9 protein-coding genes are annotated in these 5,975 nt (G+C 61.4%); 2 read left to right on the forward strand and 7 right to left on the reverse strand.

Features of this window, described 5'->3' with window-relative positions; genetic code table 11:
• Window positions 1-320: 320 nt before the first annotated feature.
• Window positions 321-1,190 carry an HNH endonuclease gene (locus B2585_RS16265; protein ID WP_292025005.1) on the forward strand — a complete coding sequence of 290 codons (870 nt, stop codon included), beginning with the start codon at window positions 321-323 and terminating at the stop codon, window positions 1,188-1,190.
• A 34-nt stretch (window positions 1,191-1,224) separates the two neighbouring features.
• Here B2585_RS16265 and B2585_RS16270 read toward each other — a convergent pair whose 3' ends face one another.
• On the reverse strand, window positions 1,225-1,578 hold the full coding sequence (locus tag B2585_RS16270) for a DUF2200 domain-containing protein (RefSeq protein WP_292025006.1): 354 nt from the start codon (window positions 1,576-1,578) through the stop codon (window positions 1,225-1,227).
• A gap of 108 nt (window positions 1,579-1,686) precedes the next feature.
• Between B2585_RS16270 and B2585_RS16275 the strand changes: the two genes are divergently transcribed.
• Window positions 1,687-1,980 (forward strand): hypothetical protein, encoded by a 294-nt coding sequence (locus B2585_RS16275; protein ID WP_292025007.1) that lies wholly within the window; start codon window positions 1,687-1,689, stop codon window positions 1,978-1,980.
• Window positions 1,981-1,984: 4 nt separating this feature from the next.
• Here B2585_RS16275 and B2585_RS16280 read toward each other — a convergent pair whose 3' ends face one another.
• From B2585_RS16280 to tuf, 6 genes are all read right to left on the reverse strand, one after another.
• A complete protein-coding gene (locus B2585_RS16280; RefSeq protein WP_292025008.1) occupies window positions 1,985-2,716 on the reverse strand; it encodes a L,D-transpeptidase in 732 nt (243 codons plus the stop codon).
• 180 nt (window positions 2,717-2,896) lie between these two features.
• Complete coding sequence (locus B2585_RS16285; protein ID WP_292025009.1) at window positions 2,897-3,193, reverse strand: 50S ribosomal protein L23; 297 nt, start codon at window positions 3,191-3,193, stop codon at window positions 2,897-2,899.
• Window positions 3,190-3,807 carry a 50S ribosomal protein L4 gene (rplD, locus tag B2585_RS16290; protein WP_292025010.1) on the reverse strand — a complete coding sequence of 206 codons (618 nt, stop codon included), beginning with the start codon at window positions 3,805-3,807 and terminating at the stop codon, window positions 3,190-3,192. The genes B2585_RS16285 and rplD overlap by 4 nt, the downstream gene beginning before the upstream one ends.
• Window positions 3,804-4,676, reverse strand: a complete 873-nt coding sequence (rplC, locus tag B2585_RS16295; RefSeq protein WP_292025011.1) for a 50S ribosomal protein L3 — start codon at window positions 4,674-4,676, stop codon at window positions 3,804-3,806. The genes rplD and rplC overlap by 4 nt, the downstream gene beginning before the upstream one ends.
• A gap of 14 nt (window positions 4,677-4,690) precedes the next feature.
• Window positions 4,691-4,999: a 30S ribosomal protein S10 gene (rpsJ, locus tag B2585_RS16300; protein WP_044028221.1), complete on the reverse strand. Its 309-nt coding sequence runs from the start codon at window positions 4,997-4,999 to the stop codon at window positions 4,691-4,693.
• Between the two features lie 73 nt (window positions 5,000-5,072).
• Window positions 5,073-5,975: elongation factor Tu (gene tuf, locus B2585_RS16305; RefSeq protein WP_292025012.1), on the reverse strand; the 903-nt coding region annotated here is incomplete at its 5' end.

The following is a 5,975-nucleotide window of genomic DNA, read 5'->3' on the forward strand; positions in this document are numbered from 1 at the left end:
CTGTCTTCCGTTGCTTTGCGGCGGGTAAACCCGCCTGTCTGTTTGTCGACCCGGAAGGGTCTGGGTGTAGCCCCCCGAAGGTGGCCGAATTCAATAAGCCAAAGACCCCGGAACGAATCCCGGGGCCCTTGGATTGGTGCGCTATAGCGGTGTTGGGGGGATGTGTCCAGTGTGGAGACCAGTAGGAAATGTATGAGTATCCGCTTATCGTGGCCCCCAAGATACTGAGACTCAAGACTGGATTAAGAATGCCGGAGTTTAGATACCACAGGCTCGCCACAAACCTTACCGGTTGGCGGAAACCGCACGCAGGCAGGCTAGTGAACGGCAACAACGACGCTGATTACGTCAAATCCAACGGGTTTGGGCACGACGACTGGAATTTTTGCTACGATATTTGGGAGGACAATCGCCTCCATCTCTACATTCGTCATGGGCCGTCGAGAGCAGACCAGGATAAGCTGTTCAACGTGGCGCTAGGCGCAGTAACTGACGCCGGACACGTGCTCGTAGCGTTCTGTGAGTCTGCGAAGTTTGAAAAGTCCGTATTGAGTCGAGCAATTTGGGAAAAAAGAGCGAGTGACCTGCGCATTCTGGATGAGCAGGGGCAACTTGGGGGTGAATGGCGGGGCAAGAACGTGAAAGATTTGGCCGACATGCTCGAGTACGGCGACGAAACGTTTAGCCTTTCGGTCCACCCAAATTCTCTTAAGATACTTGACGAACCGATCCTAATCCCAGGTACCATCATCAAGCCAAACTATTATCGGTATCAGTTGCTCCGTCTAACTGAAAAAAAATACACTTCACTCAGATCGCTGGTCAGACAAGATGAAAGCGATGTTGCGTCTGAGGAAGAGGCCTATTCGGAAGGATCTCTGGTCTTACGCGTTCACAAATCGAGGGAGAGGTCCGGCACCGCTCCCGCGAATGCAAAAGATAAATTCATAGTTAAGAATGGTTCCCTATTCTGCGAAGCCTGCAGTTGGAAACCTGAATCCGGTTTTGGCACCAATGACTTCAAGAACCTGATCATCGAAGCCCATCACAACGTTCCAATCAGTTCACCGAGTCATACGGGGCGGACAAAAACTAGCGACTTCAAGATGTTGTGTCCAAATTGCCATCGAGCAATCCATCGGACAAAGCCGATGATGACCGTGGATGAGTTCAAGCGGTATTTTTTCTGAGCTAACCAGATATGCCCCTTTGATACCAAAGCGGTCATGTCGATCGCAAAATCTTCTCCATCTTCTTCCCCCGCGCCAGCTCGTCCACCAGTTTGTCGAGATATCGGATCTCCTGCATGAGCGGCTCCTCGATTTCCTCGACCCTCACGCCGCAAATGACGCCCTTGATCTCGCGCCGGGCCGGGTTCATCGCGGGGGCTTGGTCGAAGAACGTCTCGAAATCGGTCTTGTCGTCGAGCACGCGCGCCAGCCCGGTCGCGTCATAGCCGGTGAGCCAGTGGATGATCTCGTCCACCTCGGCCTGCGTGCGCCCCTTCTTTTCGGCTTTCGTGACGTAGTGCGGATAGACGCTCGCGAAACTCATCTTGTAGATCTTGTGTCCGGCCATGAAACCTCCTGCATTGCGCCCATCCTATCACGCGCGGCGCGAGGGGCGATTCCCCTCTGGCCATCCGGGGCGCGTTCCAACATGCTGCCCGCAAGACAGGAGAGACGAATGACACGACTGCCGATCATGCTGCTGGCCACCCTGCCCCTTGCCCTCGCGGCCTGCGATATGCCGCAGACGACCGCTGGCGCGCCGCAGGGGACCATCTCGGAACTGCCTGAGCGCGTGCTGGAGATCGCGGCGCCGGGCCAGAACCTCAGCGCCGTGCGGGTCAACGAGGTGGACGGGTGCTACGAGTACCAGTATCGCGGCCCGGTCGAGACGACCTACCTGCCGCTGCGGGCGAGCAGCGGGCGCCCGATCTGCACCCGCGCACCGGGCGAGGCGCCGGCGGCGAGCTGACGGATCAGCTTGGCGCGGTGACGTAGCTTTCCGGCGGGTGCAGGTGGGCGGTGACGCCATTGGAGACCTGCGGATATAGATCGTTGATATGCGCCATGACCATGCGCACACAGCCGGAGCTCGCCCGCCCGCCGATGGAGCGCGGCGACGGTGAGCCGTGGATACGCAGGAGCGTGTCGCGATTGCCCTCATAGAGATAGAAGGCGCGGGAGCCGAGCGGGTTGCTCGGGCCACCGTTCATCCCATTCTCGTGCTGCTTGTACAGATGCGGGTCGCGCTTGATCATCGCGGCGGTCGGCGTCCAGACCGGCCACTTGGCCTTGCGCCCGACGCGGTAGACGCCCGGTTCATACAGATTGCCGCGCGCGATGGCGACGCCGTAGCGCATGGCGGTCCCGCCCGGCTCGATGTGATAGAGGTAGCGGGCGACCGCATCGACGTGAAGGTCTCCGGGCGTGAGACCCGGATTCGCCTGGACCCGCTGCGGCAGGAAGCGCGGGTGGAGGCCCCAGGGGTTCGACGTGGCCGGGTCGTAATTCGCAGGGGTGATCTGCGCGTCCCACCGGTCCCAGTTCGACGGGCTCGAGACCGGACGGCGCGGCGTGGGCGCGGCCTCGGCGGTGTCGGTCGTCTCGGGCGTCTCGACGGTTTCCGCGGAATCCTCCTGCGCCCATGCGGCGATGGGGGCAGAGAACAGGGCGGTCGTGGTCATCACGAAATGGCGACGGGTGAGCATGGCGAGATTCCTTTTTCCCGGACCAACCAACTTTCGGCGATGCAGTCAGTCCTTTTCAATTCAAAAAACGGATAGGTCCGATCGGGTGTTCCAGATTTACACATCATTACAAATGAAAAACCCCCCGGCAGGCACCGGAGGGCTTTGTTTCTAACGGGCGGGACTGTCCCACCGCACGGATCACAGACCCGTGGTCACGTCGATCGTGTTGCCCTCTTCGAGGGTCACGTAGGCTTTCTTAACGTCGTTGCGACGGCCGATCTGGCCCCGGAAGCGCTTCTGCTTGCCCTTGGTGACGGTCGTGTTCACGGCCTTCACCTTGACGCCGAAGAGCGTTTCCACCGCTTCCTTGATGAGCGGTTTGTTCGCGTCGATCGCCACTTCGAAGACCACGGCGTTGGCTTCAGAGGCCATCGTGGACTTCTCGGTGATGACCGGCTTGCGGATCACGTCGTAGAGTGCGGACTTGTCGGTCATTTCAGACGAGCCTCCAGAGCTTCGACACCCGCTTTCGTGAGCACGAGCGTGTCACGCTTGAGGATGTCATAAACGTTGGCACCCATCGACGGCAGCACATCGAGACCTTCGATGTTGCGGGCGGCCTTGGCGAAGTTTTCGTTCACCTCGGCCCCGTCGATGATGAGCGCGCGCTTCCAGCCCAGATCTTTGACCAGCTTGGCCAGAACCTTGGTCTTGCCGTCGGCTTCGGCGGTGTCGATCACGACGATCGCACCTTCCTGCGCCTTGGCGGAGAGCGCGTGCTTGAGGCCGAGCTTGCGGAATTTCTTCGTCAGCTCATGCCCGTGCGAGCGCGGGGTCGGACCCTTGTAGATACCACCCTTGCGGAAGATCGGCGCATTCCGGTCGCCGTGGCGTGCGCCACCGGTGCCCTTCTGGCGGTAGATCTTCTTGGTCGAGTAGCTGGTCTCGGTACGGGTCTTCACCTTGTGGGTGCCCTGCTGCGCGTTGTTGCGCTGCCAGCGGACCACACGGTGCAGGATGTCGGCGCGCGGCTCGAGCCCGAAGAGGGCCTCGTCCAGCTCGACCGACCCGGCTTTGCCGCCGTCCAGTTTGATCACGTCGAGTTTCATTCGTCGCCTTCCTTCTTCTCGGCGTCGCCGCCGGCATCTTCACCCTTTTCGGCGTCGATCTCGGCTTCGGCTTCCTTCAGGGCGGCCTCTTCGGCTGCTGCCTGCTCTTCGGCCAGACGCTTGGCTTCCTCTTCCGCCTCGGCGGCAGCGGCTGCTGCGGCTTCCTCGGCGGCCTTGGCGGCTTCCTCGGCAGCGGACTTCAGCGCGGCGGGGAGAATGACATTCTCCGGAACCGGCTTCTTGACCGCGTCCTTGATCGTCACCCAGCCACCCTTGGAGCCCGGAACCGCACCCTTGATCATGATGAGGCCGCGATCAGCGTCCGTCTTCACGACCTGGAGGTTCTGGGTGGTGACACGGGCGGCGCCCATGTGACCGGCCATCTTCTTGCCCTTGAACACCTTGCCGGGGTCCTGACACTGGCCGGTGGAGCCGTGCGAGCGGTGGGAGATCGACACGCCGTGCGTGGCGCGCAGACCGCCGAAGTTGTGCCGCTTCATGGCACCGGCGAAACCCTTACCGATCGAGGTGCCCGAGACGTCCACGAACTGACCTTCGAAGTAGTGGTTCGCAGTGATCTCTTCACCGACGTTGATGAGGTTGTCGGGGTCCACACGGAACTCGGCCACCTTGCGCTTGGGCGCAACGTTGGCGGTCGAGAAGTGGCCCCGCATGGCTTTCGACGTCCGCTTGGCCTTGGCCATGCCGGCGCCGAGCTGAACGGCGGTGTAGCCATCCTTGTCAGCGGTCCGCTGGGCCACGACCTGAAGGCCGTCGAGTTGCAGAACAGTGACCGGCACCTGTTTGCCATCTTCCAGGAAGAGGCGGGTCATGCCGACCTTTTTCGCGATAACACCAGAGCGCATCATGTCTCATGCCCTCCTTAAACGGAAATCTGCACGTCCACGCCGGCCGCGAGGTCGAGCTTCATCAGCGCGTCCACGGTCTGCGGGGTCGGGTCAACGATGTCGAGCAGACGCTTGTGCGTCCGGATCTCGAACTGATCGCGGGATTTCTTGTCGACGTGGGGCCCACGGAGAACCGTGAACTTCTCGATCTTGTTCGGCAGCGGGATCGGGCCCCGAACCTGCGCACCGGTCCGCTTGGCGGTGTTCACGATTTCCTGCGTGCTGGCGTCCAGCACGCGGTAATCGAACGCCTTCAGGCGAATCCGGATGTTCTGGCTTTGCATGGCCATGTGCTTGTCCTTTTCAGTTGAGAGGAGGGCCCCCGGCTCATCCGGAGACCCTCATCGAACCCGGTAATTACTCGACGATTTTCGAGACGACGCCGGAGCCGACGGTGCGGCCGCCTTCGCGGATGGCGAAGCGGAGGCCGTCTTCCATGGCGATCGGCGCGATCAGCTCGACTTCGAACTTCAGGTTGTCGCCCGGCATCACCATCTCGGTGCCCGAGGGCAGCGTCACGGTGCCGGTCACGTCCGTCGTGCGGAAGTAGAACTGCGGGCGGTAGTTCGCGAAGAACGGCGTGTGACGGCCACCTTCGTCCTTGGTCAGGATGTAGACCTCGGCCTCGAACTTCGTGTGCGGCGTCACCGAACCCGGCTTGCAGAGCACCTGGCCACGCTCGACGGAGTCGCGGTCGATACCACGCAGAAGCGCGCCGATGTTGTCGCCGGCTTCACCACGATCCAGCAGCTTGCGGAACATTTCCACGCCCGTGCAGGTCGTCTTGGTCGTGTCCTTGATGCCGACGATCTCGAGGTCGTCACCAACGTTGATCACGCCACGCTCGACACGGCCGGTCACAACCGTGCCGCGGCCGGAGATCGAGAACACGTCCTCGATCGGCATCAGGAACGGCTGGTCCACAGCGCGCGCCGGCTGCGGGATGTACTCGTCCACGGCCGCCATCAGTTCCTTGATCTTGTCTTCGCCGATGGCGTTGTCGCGACCTTCGAGAGCGGCCAGGGCCGAACCCGCGATGATCGGGATATCGTCGCCCGGGTAGTCGTACTCGGACAGAAGCTCACGGACTTCCATTTCGACGAGCTCGAGAAGCTCTTCGTCGTCCACCTGGTCGACCTTGTTGAGGAACACGACCATCGCCGGGATGCCGACCTGACGGCCGAGCAGGATGTGCTCGCGCGTCTGGGGCATCGGGCCGTCGGCCGCGTTCACCACGAGGATCGCGCCGTCCATCTGGGC

The organism is Maritimibacter sp. UBA3975 (assembly GCF_002384975.1).
GTDB lineage: Bacteria > Pseudomonadota > Alphaproteobacteria > Rhodobacterales > Rhodobacteraceae > Maritimibacter.

What these genes read in the sequence shown, in the direction of transcription:
- B2585_RS16280 (WP_292025008.1), bottom strand. Translation starts at nt 2,716, where the DNA reads ATGCTCACCCGTCGCCATTTCGTGATGACCACGACCGCCCTGTTCTCT.
- rpsJ (WP_044028221.1), bottom strand. Translation starts at nt 4,999, where the DNA reads ATGCAAAGCCAGAACATCCGGATTCGCCTGAAGGCGTTCGATTACCGC.
- rplC (WP_292025011.1), bottom strand. Translation starts at nt 4,676, where the DNA reads ATGATGCGCTCTGGTGTTATCGCGAAAAAGGTCGGCATGACCCGCCTC.
- B2585_RS16270 (WP_292025006.1), bottom strand. Translation starts at nt 1,578, where the DNA reads ATGGCCGGACACAAGATCTACAAGATGAGTTTCGCGAGCGTCTATCCG.
- rplD (WP_292025010.1), bottom strand. Translation starts at nt 3,807, where the DNA reads ATGAAACTCGACGTGATCAAACTGGACGGCGGCAAAGCCGGGTCGGTC.
- B2585_RS16275 (WP_292025007.1), top strand. Translation starts at nt 1,687, where the DNA reads ATGACACGACTGCCGATCATGCTGCTGGCCACCCTGCCCCTTGCCCTC.
- B2585_RS16285 (WP_292025009.1), bottom strand. Translation starts at nt 3,193, where the DNA reads ATGACCGACAAGTCCGCACTCTACGACGTGATCCGCAAGCCGGTCATC.